General features: G+C 69.9%; 25 protein-coding genes. 16 read left to right on the plus strand and 9 right to left on the minus strand.

Annotated features, from left to right (window positions below; all coding sequences use genetic code 11):
- Positions 1 to 540 precede the first annotated feature (540 nt).
- Positions 541 to 1272, minus strand: coding sequence for a hypothetical protein (locus tag ACZ53N_RS27430; protein WP_469143477.1), 732 nt, complete (start codon positions 1270 to 1272; stop codon positions 541 to 543).
- The gene (locus ACZ53N_RS27435; RefSeq protein WP_469143478.1) at positions 1269 to 2108 is read right to left on the minus strand and encodes an endonuclease/exonuclease/phosphatase family protein; all 840 of its coding nucleotides are present in this window, start codon (positions 2106 to 2108) and stop codon (positions 1269 to 1271) included. The genes ACZ53N_RS27430 and ACZ53N_RS27435 overlap by 4 nt, the downstream gene beginning before the upstream one ends.
- Before the next feature lie 529 nt (positions 2109 to 2637).
- On the opposite strand from ACZ53N_RS27435, the gene ACZ53N_RS27440 reads away from it, so the two are divergent.
- The 4 genes from ACZ53N_RS27440 to ACZ53N_RS27455 all read left to right on the plus strand — a co-directional run bounded on the left by ACZ53N_RS27440 (position 2638) and on the right by ACZ53N_RS27455 (position 5035).
- On the plus strand, positions 2638 to 2787 hold the full coding sequence (locus tag ACZ53N_RS27440) for a hypothetical protein (RefSeq protein WP_469143479.1): 150 nt from the start codon (positions 2638 to 2640) through the stop codon (positions 2785 to 2787).
- 666 nt (positions 2788 to 3453) lie between these two features.
- Positions 3454 to 3816: a hypothetical protein gene (locus tag ACZ53N_RS27445; protein ID WP_469143480.1), complete on the plus strand. Its 363-nt coding sequence runs from the start codon at positions 3454 to 3456 to the stop codon at positions 3814 to 3816.
- Positions 3817 to 3892: 76 nt separating this feature from the next.
- The gene (locus tag ACZ53N_RS27450) at positions 3893 to 4804 is read left to right on the plus strand and encodes a peptidoglycan recognition protein family protein (protein ID WP_469143481.1); all 912 of its coding nucleotides are present in this window, start codon (positions 3893 to 3895) and stop codon (positions 4802 to 4804) included.
- A 9-nt stretch (positions 4805 to 4813) separates the two neighbouring features.
- A complete protein-coding gene (locus tag ACZ53N_RS27455) occupies positions 4814 to 5035 on the plus strand; it encodes a hypothetical protein (RefSeq protein WP_469143482.1) in 222 nt (73 codons plus the stop codon).
- A gap of 64 nt (positions 5036 to 5099) precedes the next feature.
- Here ACZ53N_RS27455 and ACZ53N_RS27460 read toward each other — a convergent pair whose 3' ends face one another.
- Positions 5100 to 5438, minus strand: coding sequence for a hypothetical protein (locus ACZ53N_RS27460; RefSeq protein ID WP_469143483.1), 339 nt, complete (start codon positions 5436 to 5438; stop codon positions 5100 to 5102).
- A 248-nt stretch (positions 5439 to 5686) separates the two neighbouring features.
- Between ACZ53N_RS27460 and ACZ53N_RS27465 the strand changes: the two genes are divergently transcribed.
- Entirely contained in the window at positions 5687 to 6775 is a 1089-nt protein-coding gene (locus ACZ53N_RS27465; protein WP_469143484.1) for a hypothetical protein, read from the plus strand.
- A gap of 358 nt (positions 6776 to 7133) precedes the next feature.
- On the opposite strand, the gene ACZ53N_RS27470 is transcribed toward ACZ53N_RS27465, so the two are convergent.
- Positions 7134 to 8252: a methyltransferase domain-containing protein gene (locus tag ACZ53N_RS27470; protein ID WP_469143485.1), complete on the minus strand. Its 1119-nt coding sequence runs from the start codon at positions 8250 to 8252 to the stop codon at positions 7134 to 7136.
- Between the two features lie 238 nt (positions 8253 to 8490).
- The gene (locus ACZ53N_RS27475; protein WP_469143486.1) at positions 8491 to 9042 is read right to left on the minus strand and encodes a gamma-glutamylcyclotransferase family protein; all 552 of its coding nucleotides are present in this window, start codon (positions 9040 to 9042) and stop codon (positions 8491 to 8493) included.
- Positions 9043 to 9140: 98 nt separating this feature from the next.
- Here ACZ53N_RS27475 and ACZ53N_RS27480 point away from each other — a divergent pair, with 98 nt between their 5' ends.
- Positions 9141 to 10328, plus strand: a complete 1188-nt coding sequence (locus ACZ53N_RS27480) for an NAD-dependent epimerase/dehydratase family protein (RefSeq protein WP_469143487.1) — start codon at positions 9141 to 9143, stop codon at positions 10326 to 10328.
- On the opposite strand, the gene ACZ53N_RS27485 is transcribed toward ACZ53N_RS27480, so the two are convergent.
- From ACZ53N_RS27485 to ACZ53N_RS27500, 4 genes are all read right to left on the minus strand, one after another.
- A complete protein-coding gene (locus tag ACZ53N_RS27485) occupies positions 10302 to 11639 on the minus strand; it encodes a hypothetical protein (protein WP_469143488.1) in 1338 nt (445 codons plus the stop codon). The two genes, ACZ53N_RS27480 and ACZ53N_RS27485, sit on opposite strands and share 27 nt — an antisense overlap.
- A 472-nt stretch (positions 11640 to 12111) precedes the next feature.
- On the minus strand, positions 12112 to 12546 hold the full coding sequence (locus tag ACZ53N_RS27490; protein ID WP_469143489.1) for an NUDIX hydrolase: 435 nt from the start codon (positions 12544 to 12546) through the stop codon (positions 12112 to 12114).
- Positions 12547 to 12660: 114 nt separating this feature from the next.
- Positions 12661 to 13146: an SAM-dependent methyltransferase gene (locus ACZ53N_RS27495; protein WP_469143490.1), complete on the minus strand. Its 486-nt coding sequence runs from the start codon at positions 13144 to 13146 to the stop codon at positions 12661 to 12663.
- 75 nt (positions 13147 to 13221) lie between these two features.
- Entirely contained in the window at positions 13222 to 14343 is a 1122-nt protein-coding gene (locus ACZ53N_RS27500) for a Tat pathway signal protein (RefSeq protein WP_469143491.1), read from the minus strand.
- A gap of 399 nt (positions 14344 to 14742) precedes the next feature.
- Here ACZ53N_RS27500 and ACZ53N_RS27505 point away from each other — a divergent pair, with 399 nt between their 5' ends.
- The 10 genes from ACZ53N_RS27505 to ACZ53N_RS27550 form a co-directional block, all read left to right on the plus strand.
- Positions 14743 to 15540, plus strand: a complete 798-nt coding sequence (locus tag ACZ53N_RS27505; RefSeq protein WP_469143492.1) for a TauD/TfdA family dioxygenase — start codon at positions 14743 to 14745, stop codon at positions 15538 to 15540.
- A complete protein-coding gene (locus ACZ53N_RS27510) occupies positions 15537 to 16034 on the plus strand; it encodes an ATP-binding protein (protein WP_469143493.1) in 498 nt (165 codons plus the stop codon). The genes ACZ53N_RS27505 and ACZ53N_RS27510 overlap by 4 nt, the downstream gene beginning before the upstream one ends.
- Positions 16031 to 16393, plus strand: a complete 363-nt coding sequence (locus ACZ53N_RS27515) for a hypothetical protein (RefSeq protein WP_469143494.1) — start codon at positions 16031 to 16033, stop codon at positions 16391 to 16393. The genes ACZ53N_RS27510 and ACZ53N_RS27515 overlap by 4 nt, the downstream gene beginning before the upstream one ends.
- 191 nt (positions 16394 to 16584) lie before the next feature.
- Positions 16585 to 17115, plus strand: a complete 531-nt coding sequence (locus ACZ53N_RS27520; RefSeq protein WP_469143495.1) for a hypothetical protein — start codon at positions 16585 to 16587, stop codon at positions 17113 to 17115.
- Entirely contained in the window at positions 17115 to 18056 is a 942-nt protein-coding gene (locus ACZ53N_RS27525) for a glycosyltransferase family 2 protein (RefSeq protein WP_469143496.1), read from the plus strand. The genes ACZ53N_RS27520 and ACZ53N_RS27525 overlap by 1 nt, the downstream gene beginning before the upstream one ends.
- A gap of 46 nt (positions 18057 to 18102) precedes the next feature.
- Entirely contained in the window at positions 18103 to 19182 is a 1080-nt protein-coding gene (locus ACZ53N_RS27530) for an endonuclease/exonuclease/phosphatase family protein (RefSeq protein WP_469143497.1), read from the plus strand.
- Positions 19183 to 19267: 85 nt separating this feature from the next.
- Complete coding sequence (locus tag ACZ53N_RS27535; protein WP_469143498.1) at positions 19268 to 19861, plus strand: hypothetical protein; 594 nt, start codon at positions 19268 to 19270, stop codon at positions 19859 to 19861.
- A 109-nt stretch (positions 19862 to 19970) separates the two neighbouring features.
- Complete coding sequence (locus ACZ53N_RS27540) at positions 19971 to 20522, plus strand: hypothetical protein (RefSeq protein ID WP_469143499.1); 552 nt, start codon at positions 19971 to 19973, stop codon at positions 20520 to 20522.
- A 401-nt stretch (positions 20523 to 20923) separates the two neighbouring features.
- Positions 20924 to 21397, plus strand: coding sequence for an NUDIX hydrolase (locus ACZ53N_RS27545; protein WP_469143500.1), 474 nt, complete (start codon positions 20924 to 20926; stop codon positions 21395 to 21397).
- The coding region (locus tag ACZ53N_RS27550) for an ATP-binding cassette domain-containing protein (RefSeq protein ID WP_469143501.1) at positions 21394 to 23181 on the plus strand (1788 nt) is incomplete at its 3' end. The genes ACZ53N_RS27545 and ACZ53N_RS27550, both read left to right, overlap by 4 nt.

A 23181-nucleotide genomic window follows, 5' to 3' on the forward strand; every position in this document is an offset into this window, starting at 1 on the left:
CGGTGGTAGCGGTGGCGCGGCAGGTCACGGCGACAGGTCCGGCACGATCGGCGGCCACGGTGGAGGGGGCGGCAAGCAGGGATGCGACGCTCCGAACCAAAAAGGGCTTCGCTCACAGGGGAGGGGCGCGGACGGCCGGAACGGCGGCGGCGCCCGCAACCATGCTGCTGGCGACGCCGGTGCGCGTGGCTACAGCTCCGGCCTGCCAGGGCCCGTGAGGAAGGACGCGGGCAACGGCGGCGCGGGCGGCCCCGGAGGCAACGAGCGGAACGACGGCAAGAGCGGCGCCGACGGATACGTGGTCGTGCAGTGGGGCGCTGACTAGGAGAGGGCATCCGTGTCACGCATCTCCCAACCGTCGTGACGCGCTACGTACTACCGGTCACGGAAAGGGAGCCGATCGTCAGGCAGGGTGCCTTGCTCTTGGGCTACGTGCAACCGGGGCACGTGTGCACCAGCGCCCCCCTTCCGTGATCCAGGTCAACGACCGTCGTGGGCTCCGGCAGCAGGGCGGCAAAGTCCAGATTCAAAAGCAAGTGACTAGACGGGCCCGTGTGCTGCGCCTTCCGTGCGAATCACATTCAGCAGGTCCTTCACGGCGCTCTGGAGCCGACGACCATCATTGCTGTCCCTCACCTGCGAGAAGGCCAGAGCGAGGGCGACGCTGACGAGGAGGAGGTCCAGCGGCCGGCCACCGTGCCGTTTGGGCAGCTTCGGCTGGAGGGCCTGTGTGAGGGAGGCGCCGAGGTCGGTTCCGTCCAGGTCGACGGCGGCGGCGATCACCACGTCTTCCTGGTAGGGCCCCTTGTACCAGGGCTGTGCCCGGTTCTTCCGTTCCTGGTCGTGGTGCTCGGTGACGCGGCGCAGGAGCCGACGAGCTTCATAGGAGGGGTCCGCGGTGGTGAGGATGAGGCGCTTGAGGAGGTTGCGCCCCCAGTCATTGCCAGGGAATTCGGTGCGCTCGAGGTGGGTAGTCATGGTGCCGCCACACGGGCAGTGGACGGTGATCGGGTCGTCCCAGGCTCCTCGGACGATCAGGCTCTCGGTGTTGCCGCACATCGGGCACGGCAGTAGCTCAAGGCCAGTCTCGTCGACGTAGGAGTCGACGTTGCCCCAGAGGTCGTCAGCAACCTCTTGGTTGCGGGCGGCAGCCTCGGCGTCCCAGCGTTCGATGACGATCCGATCAACAGCGATCTGCCACTGGTCGTCGGTCGGGTAGCCCTCGGGCGGGCCTTCGATCGGTTCTGGCTCGCGGTACCCGCGTTTGATCATCGGTAGCTCCACACGTCGTCGGCCTTCGCCTTGGCCAGGTCGAGCTCGGCCCAGATGCCGTTGTGGTCGGAGCCGCCGGAGACGACGCCGTAGTCGATGATGCACGGCACGAGGGCGTAGCTCACGAGGATCCAGTCGATCCGGTCATCGTTGCCGGTGCGCTGGAGCAGCGCCTTGCTGCCGGTCTGCTCGTACAGGTGCCAGGCGACGTCCACGAAGCCCTTGGCGGCGATACGTCGGGCTACGGAGCGGTCGGGCTCGGGCGGGCCTGGGTTCGCAGGGGCGTCGGGGACCTTGAGTCGTGATCCTCGGTTGTACGGCAGCATCCGGTCGTAGGCCGGCTCGGGCCCGTCGATCGGCGGGTAGTTGAAGTCGCCGCCGAGGATGGCGTATCCGCCGCCGGGGCGCAGGACGCGGCTGCCGATGAAGGAGACCTCGCTCGCGGCCCGGACGGGGTCGTAGGGGTTGAGATGCACGCTGCCCGCGGTGAGGGGCGCTGGTAGGCAGGGCAGGGTCCATCCGACGGTCTCGAAGCCGTGGTGGGTCTCGTGGGCGGAGAAGTCGTGGTTGAGGTAGGTGCGCCGGCCCAGGGTCTCGCGCCGGTACAAGGTGACGGGTCCGAGGCCGGTAGGGCTGGGGGTGAGGCTGCCGTCCATGTCGAGATCCCGTTCGGCGCGGGTGAGGCGCGCGTGCCCGTCCGCTGCCCAGCCCTCGGCTTCCTGCCCGAGAAGGATGTCCGGGCGGATGCTGTTGATGTTCGCGGCGAGGTGCGGCCACCTGTCCTCAATGGTGCCGTCGCTGTGCTTCCAGCCGCCTCGGCCTAGGTTCTGCGACATCACCACGATGCGCACCAGAGTCCCCCTCGCGGTCGTCTTCGCGTTAGCCGCCACGGTAGTGGGTCAGCGTCGCCTAGCGGCGGGGATCTGAGGTGGTGCATGGACCATGGCTGGATGCGTGCGGTGTCAGCGGTCGGTGAGGCTGTAGGAGGCCCGAGAACCCAGCTGCCCCCGTGTCATTGGGACACGGGGGCAGTGGCGAGCGCAGCCAGCACTTGGGTTGATGGCACCACCGTACTGTCGCCCACTGACACTCGGGGCTGAGACAGACTCCGGGCGTGACTCAGCGCGTGCGGCCCGCCGTGATCCGAAGCAGGTGAGGGAGGCGGCGAGCAGTGCGCGGGGTATGGCCCTCGGCCGACCGCGCGACGCCGTCGTCCACAGCGAGGACGAGATATCCACAACTCGCCTGCTAGCCCTTGAGTTTGCCGTAGCATCGCGTTGCTGTGCATAGCGATCCCTCATCAGGTGCCCCCCGGGCACCATGCCTGGGGCTCGGGCCTGACCGCCCGGGGTCGAGAGAGGGGCGATGGCTGTGTTTCAGCGCGTGCGGGAGTGGCTGGGCAAGATCTCGGATGGGGCCAAAGTGGTCTTGGACGGGATCGAGCGCCGTCACCAGGCCCTGGTAGTGATCGCGGCGTTCGTGATGCCGATCTTAGGCAACTGGATGGCGCGATAGCACCGACCCCCGGATCGTAGCCGGGGGTCGGTGGATCTGGGGCCGCCCGATGACGGCTTCGCTCCGATGGCCTGCGGGCTGTCGGGGCGAGGCTCACGCTCTGCCTGAGCGGGGCTCTGCTCCTGCTGTGGCCGCTCGTCGTTGGCGGCGCTGGTGTCACATCCCAACTTGGCGGCCGTGACGCTTTTAACTTGACCCACACAGCGTTGCACACCCCTCCAGGGGTATGCACCCAGTTCGGCGGGCAACCCCGAGGCAAATTAGTTCATGTCGGGTTCGGGAGGGTCCACGCCCTACCAGGGGATACGCCTCCCATGCTGGCGACAGCCCCGAGGTAAAGCAGTACACGTCGGTTTCGGGAGGGTGGCGGTTGCGCGTGGAGTCCTGACGGCCAGCTGAGGCGCGTGGGGTGCAGGCAGCGCCGTGCCCGTCTTGCGTACGGGGCCCTTGCCTATGCCTCGGGATGCCGGTGCGCGTTCCGGGCCGGAAACGGGCACATAAGGAAACGTTCCTTTCGCTTCGAAGCACCTGTTCATCTGTATCTCGTTGTGTGCCGATGTCCGCAGGATCGGGGAGAGCCGGTCGAGAGGGCCGCTTGCTCTTCCTCGGCGCCGTTCTTGGCTCCCGTACGATCTTCTTGAGGCGCGGGGTGCCGGGAGGATTGCGGTGTCTGTGCCGCCGAGCGCCGCTGAGCCCACGTTGTGGGAGCTGCACCGCGTGGTGTCTCAGCTGCGCGAGGATCTGCGCGGCGACATCGCACGGCTTGCGGCCCGTTTGGATCAGGTGGTTACGGAGGACGTGTACCGGGCTGATCAGCGGGCGGTGGAGCAGCGCATCAGCCAGGTTGAGGCGGGGTTGTCGCATCTGCGTGGGGATCATGAGCAGATGGTTGAGCGTGCCGGGCAGCAGCGGAGCGAGGATCAGACGCAGGCGGCGGCGACGCGCCGACTGGTATTGAGTTCGTTCGTGGCGCCGTTGCTGGTGATGGTGGTGCAGCTGTGGCTGGCGTCGAAGGGCGCCGCTTCCTGACGCCCGCGGTCGAGGGGATGCGCCGTGGGGGCGAAGAAGCACATGAGTTTGGGTGCGGGGAGTTTGAGAGCGCCTGGTGGCGACACCACTGAATCCCGACCGTCTGGTCGCGGCCCTTCGCGAGGAGGGCGTCCACGTTGTGGAGCGTCCGGGCTGGCGGACGCACAACCGCAACAGCAAGGGCCCGTGGGGCCCGGTGAACGGGATCATCGTGCATCACACGGTGACGACGGGCACGAACGCGTCGATCAGCATCTGCGAGAACGGGTACTCGGAGCTTCCGGGGCCGCTGTGCCACGGGGTGATCGATAAGGACGGCACGGTCTACCTGGTCGGCAACGGTCGCGCGAACCACGCTGGGCGTGGTGACGGTGACGTGCTGCGGGCGGTGATCGCCGAGGAGTCCCTGCCGGACCCGGAGGCCAACGACACCGACGGCAATGTCCATTTCTACGGTTTCGAGTGCGTCAACCTGGGCGACGGTGAGGACCCGTGGCCCAAGGCGCAGCTCGATGCGATCGAGCGGGCGTCGGCGGCGATCTGCCGGGCCCATGAGTGGGGTGCGGGCAGCGTGATCGGCCACAAGGAGTGGACGAACACCAAGATCGACCCCGAGGGCTTCGAGATGGGCGACATGCGTCGCCGGATCACAGCCCGCCTGAAGGGCAAGCCGTCCGGCCCGGTGTCCGATGGCGGTTCCGCCGGTGGTTCCTCCGGCGGCTCGTCGTCGTACACGCCGCCGCCGTTCCCCGCGGGCCTCGCCCCGGGCCGGAGCAACCCGTCGGCGAAGCCGCTTCAGGAAGCCCTGAAGCGGGCCGGCTGGCTCGACCCGTCGATTCCCGCCTCGGACACCTATGGCCCGGCCACGCAGAAGGCCGTGGCTGCCTTCAACCGCAAGCACGGTCTTTACACGACCGGCCAGTCCTACGACCCGGCGATCGGCCGCCGTGGCTGGGACCTGCTCCACAAGCTCGCCTACGGAAGCTGAGGAAGAACCATGGGAACGCTCATTCACGCGAACAGCACCCGCCTGTACGCCATCGCGGCGGCGGCCATCGCGCTCGTCGCCCACTACGTCGACGACCTGCCGCAGGCCCTGATCCTGGGGCTGGCTGCGGCCGTTCTGGGGACCGGTGAGGTCGTCCAGCGCGTTGAGGACGGCAAGACGAAGGCTGCGGCGGTACCGTCTGCGGCACCGCCGCTTACAGCGGTCGAGTAACCCGACAGGCCCCCTCATCACACGCCCGGTGAGGGGGCCTTCGTCATGAGGGAGGGGTTCCCTCCTAGCGTTCTGTGAGTGATCGCCAGACCTCTTCTACTGGCACATTGGCGTTGTACAGCGGCGTGGCGAAGAGGGGCCGGCGGCGGCTCGGCCGCTGTTCCAACTCGTGAAGCCTGTGTGCTGCGTCGGCCGGCAGGTAAATGGGCCGCCGTGCAGCGGTCTCCGGATGGGGAAACGTGCTCGTCCCCCTTGACTCCCACTGCTGGACGTCGCCCCAGGTGATTTCCTCCAGCGGCTTGTCGGCCAGGGCGCCGGGGGCCGTCCTGATCAGTGCGGCCAGTAGCGCGACCATGCCTCCGGCGCTCTCTGCGCCCGAGCCCTTCCGTCCCTGCGTGTCCATGGCCCCCCCTTTGGGATGTAGTGCTTGCCTCCGACGCTATTGGGGCCGGACAGCAAATGGCGTGCTGACTCCTCATCCCCAAACAGCGCGCATCAGCGTGAAGTACCGCGTCTGAGCGAGCGGTACGACGACGCGGGCAACGTGGAGGCTTGGCCGCTAGGTCAAGGCATCGGGTGCTCTTCGGCACTTTGGGTGAACGGGGTCCCGAATCGGATCGTTGGGCACGGACGGGCTCGACCATGGCGTTCATGTCACATATTCAGAAGATCTGCCGGTCGGCACGCGGTGGTGTCCTGACCGCAGTGGCCCTGTCCCTCCTCGCCTCCACTACCACTATGACGGCCACGGCCGCCGTGGCCGCTCCTGCACATCGATCGGTACTCGACCACGGTTTCAAGGTCTTCACCGAGAACGACGAGTGGCAGGCCCCGGACGGTGTGGACTCGTTCACCGTGTTTATGTGGGGTGGGGGCGGAGGCGGCGGAGGCGCCGCCGGCGGCGGAGGCGGCGGAGGCAGCGAAGGCGGCAAGCCCGGCAGCGGAGTCGGGGGCGGCTCCTCCAGCGGTGCGGGCGGTGCGGGCGGCGCCAGCGGCGGGGGCGGCGGAGGCGGCGGGGCCGGGTCGTTCTCCTCGTGCACCATCAAGTCCGACGACTCCAGCTTCCAGCTCAAGGTAGCGCCGGCAGGCACCGGTGGCTCGGGGGGCAGTGGCGGTGGAGGCGGGAAGGGCGGCTACTGGCTCGGCGGAAACGGCTGGGACGGGTCGGGAGGCGGCGCCGGGGCGCAGGGCGAGCTCGGCGGCGGCACCGCGATCACGAACGAGCGGGGTGTACTCCTCGGAGTCGCGGACGGCGGGTCGGGAGGCGGCGGCGCCTCCGGCACGGGCGGCGGTGGCGGCGGCACCGAGAACGGGGCCAAGGGCGGCCAGACCGGCCAGGCCGGCTCCGGAGGCCAGGGCAGCGACGCGGGATTCCCCTGGTGCGAGGGCGGCACCCTCAGCAACGGCGGTTCAGGCGCCGCGGGCAGGGGCGGACAGAACGGCCGCGATGCCAGGGGCGGCAGCATCATCCCCGGTGGCGGTGGAGGTGCGGGCTACCTCGGTGGCTACGGATTGCCCGGTGACGGAGGAACCCGGCAGGGCCCCGGCAAGCTCAACCTCCCCGGCGGGCTCACTTACACCGTCCCGGTCGGTACCGGGGACGGTGGAAAGGGCGGCATGGGCGGCAAGGGCGGAGACGGCGGGAGCGGCGGAAGCACCGAAGGTTACACCGGGTTCGGCGGAGCCGACGGCGGTACCGGTGCCAACGGCGGTGCCGGCCTGATGGTGATCGCCTGGTAGCACCCGGGCCGGGCTGCCACCGATCCGAGGTGGCAGCCCGGCTGTGTGGCGGGGGAAGGAGTTCCGGCATTCGCCGCAGCCGACCTTGTCACCGCCTTGTCGGCCCAGGCCGACGATGCACTGCGCGGAGCCGGAGAGCGCCAACCGGACAGCCTGCCACGAGCCCACGGCTGACGACGTCCGGCTGACAGCGGTCACCGACCGTTACATCCGTAACTGGCCGTCCGTGGGGAATTCCTGGTGGCCGCTGTCAGGCGACGACCTGACCGAGTGAGGTCGGGTCCCGTCCGGCGTAGGGCGGCGCCGACTCGCCCTCGAAGGGGGAGCCCGAGAGGAGCCGGCGCTGTCGAGCTGGGCTTCAGCTGATGATGTTGTCCGGAGTGTCGAGCCAGACGTGCTGTCCTTCGGAGGTGACGGTCAGACCGGCCCGGTCGCGTTCTGGCCGGCCGCGGTCCTCCCAGAGCCGGAATGCCGCTTCGACCTCGTCCCACAGTCCCCGGGGCCCGTACTGCTCGACGGCGAAGATGTCGTGCCCGGGCACGTAGTCCACCGACGCCCAGGAGTTCTGGTCATCAGCGAGGATCCACAGGGTGGCTTCGTCGCTGCCGTCGTCCGCTTCTGCCATCAGGGACCAGGCGTCGGGGAGGGAGAGGCCGATGAAGAACCGCGCCTCGTACTCGGTTTCCAGGTCCCGGGGCGAGAGGGCGGTCTTGCTGCGGGTGACCTCGTCGCGGTGGTGGAGGAAGTCGCGCAGGTACCCGCGAGGAGGGCGGTTGGTGCGCGTGCGCATGAAGGCCGGGTAGCCCGCAAACCGACCCTCGGCGATGCCGTCCCGGGTGTCGAGGACAGCGAACGAGTAGGAGTGGTAGCTCCCGCCCCACGGGGCGACAATGCGGCCGGCCGGGGCCTGCTCGACCCAGGCGTACGGGATCTCGGGGACGGTGAACGTCGCGAGCCACCGGTCGTACGGGGCGCTGTCCGGGTGCCCCTTCTCGGCGTCGCCGCAGATGACCTGCGGGCTGTACCCGGCTGCCCGCAGGTTCTTGATCGCCTGCTCCACGAGCACGGGGTCGGTGTCCATGCCGAAGACGTTCTTGGAGCCGAGCCGGTGCGAGAGCCAGGCCAGGTTGTACCCCGTACCGGCGCCGGCGTCCATGACCCGGTGGCCCTCCTGCACGTCCGCCAGCGCAAGCATCTCCAGCATGACCGACGGCATGGAAGAAGAGGACGTCGGCAACCGGTACGCGCCCGCCCCCAGGTCCTTTCCGTCGTTGATCTGGGTGACGATCGGCAGGTCGCCGTAGACCACGATCAGCCACCGCTGAGGGCGTTCGCTCCGCGAGAGCGGCCGGTCGTCGACCTCGATGGTGTCCGGCACGAAGAGCTCGCGCCGGACCGAGGCCACGGCGTCCTTCCACTCCGGGAGAACCACGCCCTTGTTGGCGAGGATCTCCAAGAGCCGTTCCGGTGAGCTCACATGCGCCTCACTTCTTCTTCGGAGGGTCGGTCACCGGCTTGTTCCACTGACCGTCCTTCTCCTTGTTGGACTGGTTCTTGTCCCCGTCCTCGCCGTCCTTGCCGTCCCCGTGCTTTCCCATCGCCGGTGCTCCCTTCGGTCGGATTGGTGCGGCCACACGATAGAACCAGGGAGCACTCCGGGTAAGACGGCACCGGATTGGTCAGACTCCCCGCAGGTAGTGGCAGTTGTAGCTCGGTCAGTGGGCCCTAGCGGTTCGCCGGGCGGCGATCCCGGCACACCGTGCAGCGTAGGCGGCGAGGTGTTCGGCAGCGAAGGTGCTGGCGTTCCAGGCTTCGGCAAGTACGTCGTCCGCGGGCCACACGTACGCCCATCCGTAGCGGCCATCCTCGAGAGGGAGCCGCTGGAGGTCATAGCGGTCGTCCTCGAAGTCATCGAGTGCCCCCCATTCTTCCGGGGTGAGGTCTTCCAGCAGCAGACCGGATGCGGCTGAGCTGGAACGAACCAGACCGGGGTAGACACGGTTCGCAAGTGCGGCGGCGCGCCACCCTTGGGCGCTCGTGGGTGTGCTGGCGGGTATTCGGCCAAGAAGGGCCTGGAGGACGTCCGCGAATTGCAGGGTGCCGTAGGCGAACAGCATGTCCGGTCCGGCGGCAAGACGGTCGGCAGGCGCGGGGAGATCCGCGGGCGCGATGGCCGTCATGATGGTGCGGTTGGGCATAGGGCGCCCTGCACCTCGCTGTTTCTTGTCGCCTTCCTCGCCGTCTTTGCCGTCACCGTGCTTGGGCATGATGTACCTCCGGCCTGATCGACGACCCGCCCTTTCTAGGCGGGGTTGCACGGCTGAAGGGGCCTGTCCGGCACCGCGGAGAGGAGCCCCGGCCTGACGTGCGGTGGACCGCGCGGCAGACCGGGCCAGTCGGCACCGGGACAGTGCCCGTCAACGAGTCGATGCCTCTTCGCGGCCCGGTCCGCTGGCGCGGGCTGCCCCTGCGCGGGCAGGATCACGGCATGCGAATTCTCGTTCTGGGCGGAACTTGGTTCTTGGGGCGCACGGTTGCTCAGGAGGCGCTGCACCGTGGATGGGAGGTATCGACGTTCAACCGCGGCCAGTCGGGCGTGGACCTGACTGGTGTCCACGCTGTGCGCGGGGACCGGACGGCAGAAGCTGATCTTGCCCGTCTGGCCGAGGAAGGCCCGTGGGACGCGGTGGTCGACACCTCCTCGTCGGCGTTGGCGCCCCGCGATGTTCATGCTGGCGCTCGCGCCCTTGAACGGGTGGCGGGACAGTACGTCTACGTCTCGACGGTCAACGCCTACCGGGGCTGGCCCGACGAGCCGCTGACCGAGGACTCCGAGCTGCTCGACGGGCCACCGGAGGCGGATTCCGATTACGGCCGGTTGCCGGAAGGGTGGGACGGCCCCGACTGGTACTACGGACGACAGAAGGCCGGGGCCGAACGCGCTGCCGCCGAGGCATTCGGGCCTGAGCGGGTGGCAGTCCTGCGCCCTGGGGTGATCTTGGGCCCCGGTGAGTACGTCGGGCGCCTGCCGTGGTGGCTGCGCCGGGCCGAGCGGGGCGGCCAGATCCTCGCCCCCGGGCGTCCGACCCAGAGCATTCAGCCTGTCGACGTCCGGGACGTCGCAGTCTTTGCTCTGGACCAGGCGGTAGCCAGTGGGGGCGGGGCGTATAACGTCGTGGCTCCGATCGGTCGCGAGACCATGGGCGACTTCCTGGAGGCGTGCCTGTCCGTGACCGGCAGCTCCGGCCAGCTGGCCTGGGCCCCTGACGAACTGCTGCTCCGGCATGGCGTCGAGCAATGGACAGAGCTGCCGCTGTGGCGCACCCACGCCGGGGTCTGGAACATCGACTCTTCGCGAGCCCAGACGGCCGGTCTGGTCTGTCGGCCGCTGGCTGAGACGGTCGAGGCCACGTGGGCCTGGTTGCACCGGGGCGGCTTGCCCGTCCAGCACCCCCGGTGGGACGAGCACGGGATCTCTCCTGAGAAGGAGACAGCGATCTTGAAGGTGCTCGCCCACGAGTCGTCCTCAGCCCTCGATCGCCAGGCGCCCTGACCCGCCGAGAGGACGGGAGGTCGCTACCGAGGTGAAGTCCTCGATCCGCTCGCCCAGGGCCCGGGCCTGGGCGGTGTCGCGTAAGTCAGGGTGGGTGAGCTGGGCGCGGGCCGCGCTGATGCGCTCGAGCATGCCCGCGCCCCGCCATTCGATCGGCACCTGGAACACGGGCTCCAGTGCCTCGCTGGCGCCGTCGAGTTCCCGACGCAGCAGGCGGGCGCGCGCCATGTCGGTGGCCGCCTGCGCGGAGATGAGCAGGGGCCGGTTGTCGTCGGGGCGGGTGTGGAGAAGGTCGAGGGCTTGGGTGGCGGCGTGCTCCGCGCCGGTGGGGTCGTGTAGCAGGAGGTAGGTGGTGGCGTTGCTCATGGCGACGCGTTCGGCGGGGAAGCCGAATTCGCCGCCGATGTCGTCGTGGAGGTCGTCCCGGGCCCCGGTGCTCTGCTCCGTCGCATCCCGTATGGCGCGCACGGCCTGGTCATGGTCGCCGAGGTGGGCGTAGGCGCGGGCTTCGATCACGGCCAGGCGCACGTTTGCTGTGTCGCCGAGTCCGCCGTGCCGCTGTGCGGCGTGCACCAGCTGTACCGCTTCTGCGGGGCGTCCGTCCCAGAAGGCGAGGAACGCCAGGGCGCCGTGGGCGTATGCCTGGAGCGGGCCGTGTTCGATGATCTGTCCGTAGAGGACGGATGTGCGGGCGAGTTGGACGGCCGGCGCGATGGCTCCGAGGTCGAAGGAGACCGCAGAGAGCAGTGCGGCGGCCTGGCCGGCTCCCAGATATAGCCGTTCCCTCTGGCGCGGCACCTGGGTTCGCTCCAGCATCTTCTGGGCGATGAGCAATAGCTCAGTCCCTCGGCGCTGCACCTCCACGGGGGAAGTGTTGAAGTATCCGCGGGCAAGGGCGGTGATGTCGTCGCGGAGTTGGTCGAGTGTTATATCCGGCACCGTAAGGGATGCGGCGTCTCCCGCGTGCGCGGCAGCGTCCCGAGCGGTCATGGCGAGTTCGCTTTCGTTGAGCGCAAGTACAGCAACGGCAGACGGAGGAGCAGCGGCAGCGGGCTGGAATAAGTCACGGACCGGGTGCCCGTACATGTGCTCCAGAATCCACGGCGCGGGCGGTCTGGGAACGTGACGCATTCTGCCGCTGGTCCAGCGGCGGAACGTGATCTCCGCGATGGTCGCCACGGCAATGGCGGGGTCTCTGCGCAGTACCGCCACCTCGCGGGCGGCGCGTCGGTAGTCCTGGACGAACACCGGGAATGTCTGCGTGCGCTGCTCGACCAGGTCTCCCAGCAACGTTCGGCCCGGCCATGCCATCTCCATTCCTCGCTCGGCCCGCCTTCAAGGCGCCGACCGCGTCTCCGTCACCTGCCACTTTCCCCGAAACTGGCTGCTGTACAACGCATTTGGCGGAAGTAGTGCCCGAGTGACACCCCCGTGATTCCGGGGCCTCGATAGAGGTCCCAAGTGATACCCGCTACGAGATGGCTACGTAGGCGCCCCCGGGAGACCCTGACCACTCGCCGTACCGCCTTCGGATCAAGGTCCGGAGTGCGCAGGCGCTTCTGTCTCCCCGCTAGGCATCCAGCACACCAGTAGAGCGAGGCTCAGCATGGGCAGATCAGGCGGCCATCTCCTGACGAAGCCGCTCCAGGTGACCAGGCGCCGCGGCACCGGTTTCCGCCGGTTCCCCGGCGGCCTCGGCAACGGCTGGGGCCGGGGATCGTCCTGCTTCGGGGTGGCCGCGCGTAAAGAGCTGCGCCTGGGAAACGGTGGCCGTGGGCGGGGGTCAGGTTCGGTCGTACGCCGCGAGTCGGCTCGGGTGCGGGTGCCAGGTGGCGATGGACTTCTTGTAGCCGTCGGGCATGGGCAGCCCTTGCACCTGCTTCGGGGTGAACAGCCCGACCTTCTCGTGCTCGTGGCTGAGGACGGGCGTGCGCTCCGGGGTGTGGACGGTGCAGCCGTAGGTGATGATCACGATGCGGCGGCCGGGGATCGGTTCGTAGATCCATACGTCGAGCAGGGGCCCGGCGGTGACCTGCCATCCGGTCTCTTCCGCGATCTCCCGCTCGACGGTGGCCTCCGGGCCGGGGTCACCGGATTCGAGCCGGCCGCCCGGAAGCTCCCACTCATTACGTTCGTTATGGAGCAGCAAGACGCGGCCCTGGGAGTCCAGGGCGACGCCCTTGGCGGAGACGGGCCAGGTCGGCGGGGAATAGGTCACGGAGTGTCCTTCCGCAGAGTGCTCGCAGCGGTTCGCGGGAGCCGACGGTCAAATGGCCCGCAGGGCGGTATGGCGGAGTGGGCCACCACCGAGGGTCCGAGTGGGTTACGCCGTTCAGCTCTCGACTGGGGGCGACCAGTAGTTCTCCAGCATTTGTGTGGGCCACGCTGGTTGGCTGATCTTGCCGCGCGGTCCGAATTCGTCGAACCACGGGGCGATGTCGATGACCGGGGTGCCGTCGATGGCATCCAGGTCGGTCACGTGCAGGTCGAGGCCGTCGACTTTGAGGAGTCGCGGGAAGGAGATGCCGAGGCGGTTGGGCCTCTTCATGTTCCGGTGGACGAACGTCCCGGTGGCCGGCCAGTCGGGGTTGTTCCTGGGGCTCCGCGCCCCGAGGTGCACCTCGGACGGGTCGATCAGGTGGAAGCGGTACACGACGACGAGGTGGGAGAACTCCTCCAGGCCCTGAACGCTGTCGGCGGGGAACCGGTTGGGGTCGATCCGGATGATCGACTGGGTGCCGCCCCAGTAGTCGTCGGTGGGCTCGACTCGTCCGCCCACGACGGTTGCGACAGGCTCGACAGTGATCGATTCGGTCATCACGTTCCCCTCTTCCGCTGGACGCTGTGGGGAGCGCGGGCCCGGTCTTGGGAGTCCGCGCTCCTCATGGCCGCGTCAGACTACTGCGTCCAAGATCCGTCGGACCCGGGTATCCAGCTCGTTGACGGCGGCGATGCCCCGGTGGCGGAAGGGCGAGAGGACGCTGCGCATGGTGACCACGGTGTCGCGGGCGCGGCCGGACTGGACGCCGTCCATCGCGTCCAGGGCCCTGGACCAGGTCGCGCAGGCGGCCTCGACGTTGCCTTGCCGGGCCTGGACGGCTCCGAGGTAGCCCAGGGTGACGGCGTGCGTGCGGCTGAAGGTTTCCGCTTTTCGGGTGCGCACGCTGCGCTTGAACTGCTGCTGGGCTCCCTTCAGGTCGCCCAGGTCGCGCAGGGCACAGGCGGTCTCGTGGGCCAGGGACGCTTCCGAGAAGAAGAAGGTCCGGCCGGGCTCCTCGATGCCCTCGCTTGCGGAGCCAAGGTCATTCTCAGCGCGCAGCAGGGCGGCCGCGGCGTCCTGGCTTTGGCCGGCGGCGGCCAGGGCGCGGGCGTGGACGACCCCGAGGAGGGCCTTTTCGCGGGGGGTGGCGAGGCGGTAGCGGTTGCGGTGGAGGGAGGCTTCGGCGAGGTCGAGTGCTTGCCGGGGGTGGCCGAGGTCGACGGCCTGGTGGGCCATGGCGCGCAGGATATGTCCGGCCAGTGGCGGGTCGTCGGCTTCGGCGGCCAGGCGCACGGCGAGGGTGAAGTACGCCTGGGCGGTGGAGTGCTGGGAGGCGTCGAAGGCCATCCACCCACTGAGGTAGGCCAGCTCTCCGGCCGCGGAGAACAGCTCGCGCCGCAGGTGTTCGCTGGGGAAGGTGGCGTTGAGGGCGTCGGCGACGCTGGAGCGCAGGTGGGCGACGACGGCGGGGCGCCCGTCTGCGCCGCCGCGTCGCTGGTCGCGGCGGGAGAAGAAGGCCGTCATCTCCCGGATGGCCTCGACGTCGGCGCTGCCGATCACGCGCTGGGAGGCCGGCGGGCGGCTACTGGCCCGCTTGGGGGCCTCGTCCCACCAGGACGGTCCGGGCAGGACGAGGCCGGCCAGCGAGTAGGCCGTGTTGGTCAGGGCTTGTCGGCGGTTGATGTCCAAGTCACTGCTCCCGAGGTCCCGCAGCACCGTCCGTGTGTCGACGCCCCACTGGGGAGCGGTTGGCACGTAGGTCTCCGATGGCCGAAGACCGATCTCGGATGGCGTGACCGTGCGTCTGAGCCCTCGCGACAGCGTCTCGCACAAGATAGGGCCCGCCTGCCCTTCAGGCTGCGACCCCAGAACCCACTGCGAGACGTGGGAGCGGGTGACGTGGGTGAGGTGGTCGGCGCCGGCTTGGGCGGCCACTCGGACGAAGCGCGCCGCGACCTGGGTCTGCGACCAGCCGGTTTCTGCGATGACGGCCGCCAGTTGGCCGTTTCGTGTGCGCGCCACAGCCCGCCCCTGCCTGGAAAACGATCTTTAGCAGCTTTAGCCGCACTCCAGCCCTTGACGTCATACCCGCCCGGTGCCTTTCGCGGTTCGCTCAACGTACCCAATAACGACTTTGCCCCGAGGGAGTACCCGGTGAACGCACCTGAGCAGGCAGGGAAGTTCGGGCCCCGGGCGGATCCCTTTGCCGCCCACCTCGTGGACCTGGAGCAACCCGGAGAGGTGAACAGGGTGACCGCCCGGCTGCGCGAGACCGGTCTGGTCACCCTGGGCGGGCTGACCACCCGTGCCGACGTACTGGCCTTCGCCCGTCAGGTCATGGACGTCCAGCGGCAGCGGGACAGCGGTCCGGACGGGCTCACGGCAATCGACGACACCGGCCAGCACCTGCGGTGGCCCAGGTTCAGTGGCCAGAGCAGCTTGGTCCTGTCTCTGCACACCGAGGGCTCGGCTCGCGTCACCCCGCCCCGGCTGATGCTGCTGGTGTGCACCGAGCCCGCCCCTCAAGGCGGGCACAGCCTGCTGGTCGATGGCCGTTCCCTGTACGCGGAGATCGAGGACTGCCCGGAGGCGGTGGCCGCGCTGTCGAACCCGCGGGCCGCCTTCTTCGGGCGGAGCGGTGGCACCTTCGCCCCGGCCTTCGCCCAGCATGATGGCGGCAGGGTGTCGGTGCGCTTCCGGCAGGACGAGTTCGTGCGCTGGCATCCGCTGGCACGGCTGCACCTGCACGCCGTGCGGGTGGGCGCCGTGCGGCACCAGCAGATGCTCACCCTGCGAGCCGGCCAGGGCTACCTCCTCGACAACCACCGGTGGCTGCACACCCATACCGCCCACCGGGGCGAGCGCCGTTACTACCGGGCCCTGGGCTCCCCACGCGTCGACTTACCGCCCGGCTTCGCCCCCAGGAATCTGGCCGCGGGCGGTGCGGCATGACCGCCCCCCGCCCCGCGCAGACTGCCCCTGCCCCTGGGACGGTCCCCGCGCTGCGCAAGCGGCCCCAGGTGCATGCGCAGCGCCTTCAGACGATGGGCGTGGCGCCGCGGGCCAGTGCGGTCAGCGATGCCCGCCGGGCGGTGAAGCAGACCCTTGCCCAGTGGGGCGTCAACGAGGAAGTGCTCTTCCGCGCCGAGCTGTTCGCGGGCGAGCTGTTGGCCAATGCGCTCCGCCACGCCGCCCCCGTCGGCGGGGAGGAGATCGGTCTCCAGGTCGCCGAGGGCGGTGGTGCGGTGCTGATCGAGGTGGAGGACGGCGGCGGTACCAGCATCCCTGCGGCGCGTGATCGTGGCGATGAGGACGGGGTGTGCGAGGGAGGCCGCGGGCTGGCCCTGGTGGAGGAGCTGGGCCGGTGGGGCTGGCGCACCTGGCCGGACGGTCACCGGACCACCTGGGCCTACCTGTCCGCGCGCGGCGACGGGGAGGTCCGGTGACGTTCCCCGAAGACGCGGCGGGTGGCACGAGTACAGCTGACGGTGAGCGTGCGGCGTTCCAGGCCGCTCTGGCAAACCAGTGCGTGGTGGACACCGGGACGCTGAAGCGCCTGAGCGCGGCACTTCGTGCCGACCAGCCGCTCCCGGCCGAGGAACCGCTTCCGCCGCTCATGACCGAGGCACCGCCCTCCACGCGCGCGGGTGGCCGCGCCGACCCGGTGAGATATGGGCGCAGACGACACGCCCGCCACCGGCGCCATCGAGGGATGCCCGCCCGTCGCGGCCGCCATCGGCCCGCGTTGCTGGTGGTGCTGCCTGTCGCGGGCGCCCTGGGCCTGCTACTGGCCCTGCTCCGCTAGCCGGGGCACCTCTCCTTCCTCCTGACTTTCTCCGACTTCCGCCCAGAAGACCCAAGTCCCGCGCTGGGTGCGGGGCCCGAACCACTGGGCGGAACCCCTTCCATCCGTTCCGTTCCATCCTGTGAGGCATCCCCGTGATCCCTTCCACCACGACCAGCAGGCGTGGGTCTCTTGATGAGCAGCAGTTACCGATGTGCGTGTCACGGCCGTTGACGGTCCTGAACGGCCTGTTGCCGGAGGGCGAACTGAAGGCCCTCGGCGTCACACGGCTGTTCACCCCCCGGCAGCGGGCGGCGATCACCCTGGCAGGACTCGGTACGACACAGGCAGAATCCGCCCGGCTGCTGCGCCTCCAGCCCACCACCTTCGCCTCGTCCATCCTGAGCCTGTCCAAGGAGTTGAAGTGTGCGAGCCGTGTGTCCGCTGTGGTGCACGCCGCCTACGGACATCCGGACTTCCCACTGCCGCAACGCGAGGGACCCGCACCAGAGCGGGGCCTCGACGAGTACACCTCGATGATGCTGACCGCCCATGCCGAGGGCGTCACCGTCACACGCCTCAGCGAGACGACGGGGATCGGCATGGCGCAGCTGGCGATCTTCAACCGGCAGCTCTACCACCAGCTCGGCGGTGCCCATAACCCGCCGCACGCCGTGCGTCTGGCATGGCGGGCCGGCTGGTTCACCCGCACAGCCGGCGACACCAGTGTTGAGGTGCGGTGATGCCGGTGGCCTGGAACTCCGTGAGCGTCGTCGTCGCCGTGCGCGGCAACGCCGGTCACCTGCCCTCCCTGCTGCGGGCCCTGGCCCGTCAGGACTACCTGGGTGCCGTGGAACTCGTCGTGGTCGACAACCACGACCAACCGGTGGTCGACCGGTGCCGCCTCGCGGCCTGGCCCGTGCCCGTGCACATCACCCACGACAGGCGCCCCGGTCTGGCGCAGGCCCGCAACAGGGGCATACGGATGGCCACCGGGGACTTCATCCTGATCACCGACCCCGAGGCGCAGCCCGACCCCGAGTGGGTCAGGACCATGGTCACCGCGCTCGTGCACGGCGGGGCTGACCTCGTCGGCGGCCCGGTCGTGCCCGCCCTGCCCACCGGCGCCGGCCCCCTTCCCGCGCCCGTGCTCGCGCTCTTCGCCCCGACCTGCTGGCCGACGGTGGTGTGTGAGCTTCGGGACCCCTGGCAGCTGTCCGGCAGCAACCTCGGCATGCGCAACGGTGACGAAGTCCCCCGTCTCGTCGACACCCGGCACACGGGCCCCGGGTACCACCGGCACTACGACGCCATCGCCTTCCCGGTGCCCGTGCAGCCGGCAGAGCACTTCGTCCAGGTAGTCCCCGGTGCCGTGGTGCGCCGGTCCCTGCTCCCCGAACATCTCACCGTCCGGTCGGTGGGGGCGCGGGCCTGGCGGCAAGGGGCGTCCCTCGCCCGCCCGGGCAGGCGTCGCAGCTGCGGTGCGCATCTGCCGGGCCGTCGGGCGCCGAAGGGTCTTCCGTGGGCGTGGCTGGTCTCGCGGGGCGGCTGGCTCGCCATTGTCACGGTCCTGGCCCGCGCCGCCGGCCGCACCACGCACCGGGCCCTGCGGTCTTTCGGCGGGCGCCGAGGTGAGCGGCCCGCCCGTGACCGGCCGCTCCCTCAGCACACCGCACCCCACTGATCTCACACCCCGCCCCGGTGGTGGGCCGAACCTGGAAGGAAGATTCGTGAACAGCACCTCCGTCGGTGCCGCGAAGGGTCAGCGCCCGCGCCTGACGCTGGTCTCGCTCAGCACGCAACAACCGGAATCCGAGCAGCGCACCGCGCCGGAGGACCTGACCGGGTTCCTCCTCACGGATGCCGCCGCCGGGCCCCGCGCGGTGCCGCCACCCGACACCACCTTGGGGGTGGCCGCCACCGACACGGCCCGGCTGATCACCTACAACATCCGCACCGGCGGCATCGACCCCGACGGCAGCGAAAGGCGCCGCAAGCGCCAACTGACCTTCCTCGATGCCCTCCAGGCCGACGTGATCGCCTTCCAGGAACTGAGGGGCTGGGACGCGGGCGGATGGTGGCGCCTGTGGGAGGCGGCGAGCAGGCTCGGCATGGCGCCCTTGCCGCCGGTGCTCTCCCGGCGCGGGCGCGGCAACCACCTGGCCCTGCTGTACCGCCCGCAGACCGTGCGCGTGGTCGACTACGACGCCGACCCCGCCCGCGGGGCTTTCTACCACGGGGTGGGCCGCGCCCGGCTGGAGATCAGGGACCAGCCGGTGACCGTGCTCTTCACCCACCTGTGCTTCCTGGGCGGCACCGAACGCTACGCCGAGGCGCAGTGGCTGACCGGCTACGGCGACACCTACGAGGGCGACCCCCAGCGGGTGGTGCTGCTCGGTGACCTCAACACCATCGGTCCCCGCGACCCTGAACCGGACTGGCACCGCATCCCGGCCAATCTGCGCTCCCGCCACTGTCACCTCACCCCGACCGGGGCATGCGGGGAGTCCGATCGGCGCGCCATCCACCTCCTGGAGAACGCCGGGTTCCGTGACGCCTACGACCTGCTCGGCCAGGAACCGCAGCGGACGGCCGGCTACTGGAGCGAGGAGGAACTCCTCGATCACCGCTCGGACTTCGCTCTGGCCAACCAGAACCTCGCGGGAAGTGTCGCCCGGGTCACCACCCACGACACGGCCTCCGCCCGGAGCTTGTCCGACCACCTGCCCGTCGAAGTTCACCTCGCCGCGCCCGCTGAGCGCGCGGAAGGCCCCGACACTCCTCTTCGTCGGGACCGCCCCCGCGCCTGAGCCCAGAACGCCGACAGCGCCAGGCTCCCCACCGGGCAGCTCCTTCCCCCTGCCTCTACTGGTCCGACACGAAGGCCAACCGCCGATGACCCCCCTCAGCGACCTGCCCTCCGGAGACCTCCACGCCGTGCTCATGGGACGCGTGCCTCACCCCGAGTACCTGGAGCTCGCAACAGCGGCATTCCTCACGGCCGAACAGCGAGTGGCGATCACGCTGATCGCCCTCGGCGAGACCCGTCAGCACACCGCATCGGTCATGGGCATCACCCCAGCCGCGCTGGCATCCGCGCTGATGGCCGCGAGCAGGGTCCTCGACGCCTCTTCCTCGACGGTGGCTGTGCCTGATCCCGCTGTGGTCCACGCCGCCTACCGACACCCCCGCTTCCCCTCACCCCACCCGGACCACCACCCCTGCCCCGCGCTCACGCTGCTGGAGCGGCTGGTGCTGCTGGCACACAGCGGCGGATTCGCCCTCGACCACGTCAGCCAGTCACGAGAGATCCCGCTACGCGAGCTGACCGAAGCCCACCAGCGCCTGCTCACCAACCTCCAAGCCCGCAGCCACGCCCACGCCGTGCGCCGCGGATGGCAACTCGGCCTACTCAGCCGCCAACCCGGCCAAGGCGCGCTCCCCACAGCGGCGGACAGGAGGAGCGGACGTGCCCCGCAGCGCCCGTGAACGCCGCACCCCCGCCCGGGAACCTCCGCCCGCGGCCTACCCACGCCTCAGCACTGCACCGCCTGGTCCCGTTCTTCCACGCCTTCGACCGCATCCTGCCGGAGCTACCATGACGCCTTCCCTGACCACCTGGGCCCACGTACCGCTCGACCCGTACAGTCCGTGCGCCGAGCCGAGGCACGGCAGCCGCCGGCCCGGTCTGCCCCATGCGCCTCTGTCCGGTGTCTGCCGGGTCCTGTCCGGCCGCGAATGGGACGCCGTCACGGTCCTGGCCGCTGACGGCCAGCGGGTCCTCGACCGCCTCGGCACCGGCATCGGCCCCGTCCTGGCGAGCGTGTACACCGGCAGGTGGACCTTCCTCATCGACACCGGACATCCGCAGGAATGGAACCTGCCCGGTGTGCGACGGCTGCGCAAGGACACGGTCGTCGAAGTCCCCCTGACGACCCGGCCCGGCGGCGGCCGGGACATACGGTGGATCATCCCGCCCGGCGGACTGACCGACCCCGCCCTGCTCCACCAGGCCCTGTCCGGCGAAGCCCCTTTACAGCCGACCAGGTCCGGCAGCGGAAGGCTGCGACGGGCGCCCGCGGGCGCGAGACCCCGCCGGGCCGGGAAGGCCGTCCCCTCTGCCGCGCCGCAGGACGCCGGCGGGTGGTGAGTGCTCCTTCCGGGGCGTCACCCGGCCAGGTGCAAAGCGCCCCCGCCCGCTAGCCGGGAGTGGCCGGTCGGCGCGGGTCGCCTGCCGTTTCCGGGAGCAACGCAACCCCCGAATCGGGTGAGCGGCCACGGCCGGGTGAATCGCACAAGCCCGCCACCACCCCTCGCCCGTTCATCACGGGCCGATTGACACCGACCCGAACTTACGCACGACGAAACGCCCCCTGAGAGCCGTGACGGGCCCGATCGGGGGTCGTTTTTCCGATCACTCGTCCGATCCAAGCGTCAACGAGGAGGCGTAGTGCATCACCGTCGCATTGCCCGCACGACCGATACGAGGGTGCCCTTGCTGTTCGAACACCGGCCACCGAAGGCCACCACCGGCGTCGCCGGGAGGCAGGGGTGAGCGACCGGACCCGATACAAGAGCGTGATCGACGTCATGGTCCTGCTGCACCGCGCCGACGGCCGCGTCCTGCTGCTGCGCCGCGCCGGGAACGTATACGCCACGGGTCTCCTCGCGCCCCCCGGCGGGCACCTGGAGGACGGCGAGACCGTCACCGCGGGGGCCTTGCGGGAAGCCGACGAAGAGGTCGGGGTCAGGATCGCGCCGGTCGACCTGGAGTTCTGCCACCTCATCCACCACCGCTCCCCGGAAGGCGAGGCGCGGCTGGGGGTCGTCTTCACCGCCCAGCGTTGGTCCGGGGAGCCGCACAACCGGGAGCCAGGCAAGTGCTCGGGCCTGGTGTGGGCCGCCCCTGCCCAGCCGCCGGCCGACTGTGTGCCCTACACCGCCGCCGTCTTGAACCGGTTCTGCTCCGGTGCGCTGCTGTCCACCCACGGCTGGCCCACCACCGACGCGGGAGTCACAGCATGAAGCGGAAGACGAAGAACCTGCACGAGCAGCCGGACGCCGCACAAGGGTCGGCGTCGGAGCGACTGCTGTTCGGCGGGCCGCTGCTGTACGACGCGCGGTGGGCCGATCACCGGGATGCGTACTTCCGGATGTCGCTGTGGGCGATGGCCCTTCAGCTGCCCCACCTGGTGGCGTTCACCGTACGTCTGGCCTGGCGCGCCGACCGCCGCGCGATGTGGGCGGTCGGCGGCGGGGAGCTGGCCCGCGGCGTTAGTCAGGCCGTCGGACTGGTCGCGGTCAACTCGGTCCTGGCCACCGTGCTGGCCGCCGGTGGTATCGAGCACCGTGTGCAGGCGGCGATTCCCGCCATGATCGGTGTCGCTGTCACCGGCGTCATCGGTGCGCTCGCATCAGCGGCGTCCACGGCGGGCACGGGGCGGCTGGAGCCGAAGGTCGAGCGCGTTGCGACCGAGATGTACCTCACCCACGTCGTCCAGGTTGAGCTGTCGGCGGTCGAGGACGCTGAGTTCAACCGGCTGATGGACAGCGCCAAGATCGGCGCCGGTGAGGCGCGCCGTATGGTCAGCTCCTGCACCGGGGTCGTCGGCTCGATGGTGTCGTTCGTGGCCGCGGCCGGGGTCCTCACCGTCCTGCACCCCGCACTCCTGCCTCTCCTAGTCCTGATGACCCTTCCCCGCTCGTGGGCGTCCCTGCGGAACTCCCGGGCCCGGTACGCCAGCTACCAGCAGTGGATGCAGCACTCGCGGGCCGGGCGGCTGCTGAGCCAGTCCCTGATGCAGACGGGCCCCGCCCCGGAGATCCGGGTCCACGGTGTCGGCCCGTTCCTGCTCCACCACTTCCGGGGCATGTCGGAGGCGTACGAGAGCGAGCAGTCCCGCCTGGCCGACAGCCGCGCCCGCGTCCGCCTGGCGGCATCCGCCTTGACCGGCATCGCCGCCGCCCTCACCTACATCGCCCTCGGCACCCTGCTGGCCACGGGGCTGATGGCGCTGTCGGTCGCGGGGACAGCAGTCCTGGCCATCCGCACCGGCGGGCAGAGCCTGTCCACTCTGATCCTCCAGGTCAACAACCTCTACGAGCAGGCGTGCTACGTCCAAGACCTCCAACGCCTCTTCCAGGAAGCAGCCCGCCGAGCGATCCCCGTCGGGGGCGCGTCCGTGCCCGACGACCTCGCGCTGATCCGCTTCGAGAACGTCACCTTCCACTACCCCGAAGACAGCGACACCGACGACGAACCAGGGAACACGAAGGCCCCCACGGCAGACCGACCCGCGCTGAAGGACGTCACCCTCGATATTCCCCTGGGCAAGATCGTGGCGCTGGTCGGCGAGAACGGCTCCGGCAAGACCACCGTCTCCAAACTGCTGGCCGCCCTCTACCACCCGGACGACGGCACCATCTGCTGGAACGGCACCGACGCCCGCGAGCTGGACCGCGCCCTTCTGTGGGACGAGATCGCCATCGTCAGCCAGGACTTTCACCGGTGGCCGTTCACCTGCCGCATGAACATCACTATCGGCCGACCCGAGCAGCCGCTGGAGGAGCAGGCTCTGGAGCAAGCCGCCGCTTACGCGGGAGCCGACAAGGTCGTCACCGAACTCCCCCGGGGCTGGGACACCCTGCTGAACAAGGGCTACAAGGGCGGCCGACAGCTGTCGGGAGGCCAATGGCAGAAGCTGGGCATCGCTCGAAGCTGTGCGCGAATAACGTCACGGTTTGGGCTGGGCATCAAGATCTCCTGTGACGTGGGCGGACTGGAGAAGTTCTTCGGCGGTGTAGAACCG

Source organism: Streptomyces sp. NPDC033229, assembly GCF_055576875.1.